Origin of the sequence: Streptomyces sp. NPDC056987 (assembly GCF_042673865.1) — a bacterium.
Lineage (GTDB): Bacteria > Actinomycetota > Actinomycetes > Streptomycetales > Streptomycetaceae > Streptomyces.
Window position 1 is genome coordinate 1 of record NZ_JBHURV010000086.1, and the last position, 3359, is coordinate 3359.

2 protein-coding genes and 2 pseudogenes are annotated in these 3359 nt (G+C 70.6%); all 4 read left to right on the forward strand.

What is annotated here, in order from left to right; translation table 11 throughout:
• Nucleotides 1-321: pseudogene (locus ACFTZC_RS41865) on the forward strand (ABC transporter ATP-binding protein); the annotation flags it as partial.
• Nucleotides 318-1153 (forward strand): annotated as a pseudogene (locus ACFTZC_RS41870) (ABC transporter permease). The pseudogenes ACFTZC_RS41865 and ACFTZC_RS41870, both read left to right, overlap by 4 nt.
• 69 nt (nt 1154-1222) lie before the next feature.
• Nucleotides 1223-2587, forward strand: a complete 1365-nt coding sequence (locus ACFTZC_RS41875) for a sensor histidine kinase (protein ID WP_382899349.1) — start codon at nt 1223-1225, stop codon at nt 2585-2587.
• Nucleotides 2584-3270, forward strand: a complete 687-nt coding sequence (locus ACFTZC_RS41880) for a response regulator (RefSeq protein WP_382899351.1) — start codon at nt 2584-2586, stop codon at nt 3268-3270. The genes ACFTZC_RS41875 and ACFTZC_RS41880 overlap by 4 nt, the downstream gene beginning before the upstream one ends.
• Nucleotides 3271-3359 lie beyond the last annotated feature (89 nt).

A 3359-nucleotide genomic window follows, 5' to 3' on the forward strand; every position in this document is an offset into this window, starting at 1 on the left:
CGGCTGCTGGCGGACACGACGGTCGCCGACTTCGTACGGAACGCGGCCCGCACCGCCGCCGTCAAGGTCGTCACCCCGCAACCGGAGCGGCTGCGCGGACTGCTCGCCGCCCCGGACGTACGGATCACCTCCGGCCCGGCGGACACCCTGGAGGTGCACGGCACGGACAGCGCGCACATCGGCCGCATCGCCGCGGAGAACGCCATCCCCCTGACCGAACTCACCCCGCAGGCAGCCTCGCTGGAACAGGCGTTCATGGACCTGACCCGCGACACCGTCGAATACCGGGCACGCCCCGCCCACGAAGGAGCCACGGCATGAGCCCCGCCGCGCCCGCCACCGCCACACCCGCGAACCCCCGTTACCCCAACGCCTCTTCGTACGCCTCTTCGTACCGCGTGACACCGGCGCACGTGCTGCGCTCCGAATGGCACAAACTCTGGTCGCTGCGCTCCACCTGGATCACCCTGCTGTCGGCGAGCGCGCTGATCCTCGGCATCGGCCTGCTGATGGGCGCGACGTACGAGAGCGGTGGCGGCGACGCGGACATGGACACCGTGGTCCTGGTCCTCATCGGGGTGCAGTTCGCCCAGATAGCCTTCGCCGTGCTGGGCATTCTCGTCACGGCGGGCGAGTACGCGACCGGCATGATCCGCGCCTCGATGACCGCGGTCCCCCGGCGGCTGCCGGTCCTGTGGGCGAAGGCCGCAGTCTTCGGCGCGGTCGTCTTCGCCGTCTCCCTCGCCACGGCGGTCGCCACCTTCCTGCCGGCCGCGTTTCTCCTCTCCGACACCGACCAGGCGACCTCCCTCGGCGATCCAGGGGTGATACGCGCCCTTCTCGGCTGCGCGACGGCGCTCACCCTCCTCGGCCTGATCGCCCTCGGTCTGGGCTCGGCACTGCGCTCCGTTCCGGGGGCGGTGGGGACCTTCCTCGGAGGCGTCATGGTCCTGCCGGAAGTGCTCGGCATGCTGCCGTACGACATCGTGCAGGACGCGAAGAAGTACGTCCCCACGAAGGCCACGGAGGCCCTCACCTCGGCCCAGCCGGTGGTGGAGGGCGCGTCACCGGGAGGCGCGCTGCTCGCCCTGGCGCTGAGGCGGCGGCGACACTGGTCCTGGCGAGCACGCTGCTCAAGCGCCGCGACGTCTGATAACTCCCCCGGTCCCACGCGGACGACGACAAGGACCAGAGGACCAGAGGACCAGAGGACCACGAGAATATGGATGTGCACACAGCAGCGAAGGAGCACGTCACCTCCGGCGAGGGCTGGTCGGCCGGTGCCCGGCCGCTCACCGGCCGGCTGAACCGGCTCGTGGGCCGGCTCCGGAGCTTCGACCGGCGGCACCCCCTGACCTGGGACCTCCACGTCACCGCCTTCTTCGTGGTGGCGGCGCTCGTCGACGCGTCGGGCGGCTGGCGGAACGTCACGCTCAACGCGGCGGTACCGGTATGGCTGGTGGTGTCGATGAGCCTCGGCTTCTCCGTACCGCTGCTGTGGCGCCGCGGCCACCCGGTCGCCATGTTGCTGGTGATGCTGCCGTTCGCCCTGGTCAACAGTTGGAGCGGGGCCCACCTCCAGGCGTCCTTCCTCCAGCTGGTCATCGTCTACAACATCGCGCTGCGGCTTCCGCTCCGTACCCTCGCCGGCTCCGTCACGCTCGCGCTGGCACCCCTCCTGCTGGGCGCCACCCGCTACCCGGAGGACAGCTGGAACCAGCAGTTCATGCCGGCGATGAACAGCCTCGCGGTGGTCGCCCTGCTGGGACTGGCGGTACGCAGCCGCCAGGAGTACACCGCGGCCCTCGTCGAACGCGCACAGCGGCTGGAGGTCGAACGCGACCAGCAGGCCCAGCTCGCCGCCGCGGCCGAACGCGCCCGGATCGCGCGCGAGATGCACGACATCATCGGCCACAACCTGTCCGTCATCACGGGCCTCGCCGACGGCGGCTCGTACGCGGCGAAGAAGAACCCGCAGCGCGCGACGGAGGCGCTGGAGGCCATCGGGACGACGAGCCGGCAGGCCCTCGCGGAACTGCGCCGCCTCCTGGACGTCCTGCGCGAAACCCCGACCGCCGAACTGGCCCCGCAGCCGGCACTGGCCGACCTGGACCACCTGGTCGACGGCGTACGGGCCGCCGGGCTGCCCGTACGCATGACGGTGCACGGACCTACCGACTCCCTCGCGGCCGGACAGCAGCTCACGGTCTACCGGGTGGTGCAGGAGGCCCTCACCAACACGCTCAAGCACGCGCACCGGGTGGACAGGTCGGGCGAGCCGACCAGGGCCGACGTGGACGTGTCCTACGCGCCGGACGGCGTGACGGCGACGATCACCGACTCCGGGTCAACAGGGCCCCAGCACCGGAACAGGCCTGCCACGGGCCGGGGCATCACCGGAATGCGTGAGCGCGCGGCCCTGTACGACGGCACACTGGAGGCCGGCCCGTCACCCCACCCGGCGGACGGCTGGCGCGTACGCCTCCACCTCCCCGGCATCCACCTCCCCGGCACTCACCTCCCGGGTCCTCCGAAGGACGCAGCAGTGACAGCAGTGACGGTAGTGAAGGGCACAGCAGACCAGTGACCACCGTGCTCGTCGTCGACGACCAGCCCATGCAGCGCTTCGGGTTCCGCATGCTCCTGGAGAGCCAGGACGACATGACGCTCCTGGCGGAGGCGGGGAACGGCGCGGAGGCGGTACGGCTCACGGCCGAACTCCACCCCGACGTCGTCCTGATGGACATCCGTATGCCGGGCCTGGACGGCATCGAGGCCACCCGCAGAATCGTCGCCGCCGGCAGCCGCACCAGGATCCTCATCATGACGACGTTCGACCTGGACGAGTACGCATACGCCGGGCTACGGGCGGGCGCCAGCGGGTTCCTGGTCAAGGACGCCCTTCCGGAGGAGCTGCTCTCCGGGATCCGTGCGGTCGCGAGCGGCGACGCCGTGGTCGCACCGAGCCTGACGCGCCGTCTCCTCAACGCGTACGTCCACCACTTGCCGGCAAACGGCGCAGCCCCATCAGCCGCCGAGCCGACCGACGTCGCACCCCATCCCCAACTGGCCCGGCTCACCGACCGGGAACAGGAAATCCTCACCGCCATCGGCCGGGGCTGGACGAACCAGGAAATCGCGGGGCGCTTCCATCTCGCCGAATCGACCGTGAAGACGCACGTCTCCCGCATCCTCGCCAAGACGGGCGCCCGAGACCGCGTCCAGGCCGTGATCCTGGCGTACGACAGCCGCCTGGTCACCCCGGAATGACCCCTGAACGCAGAAATGCCCCGCACCATACGGTGCGGGGCATTCCCACAATAATTGTTCGGCGGCGTCCTACTCTCCCACAGGGTCCC

What these genes read in the sequence shown, in the direction of transcription:
- ACFTZC_RS41875 (WP_382899349.1), top strand. Translation starts at nt 1,223, where the DNA reads ATGGATGTGCACACAGCAGCGAAGGAGCACGTCACCTCCGGCGAGGGC.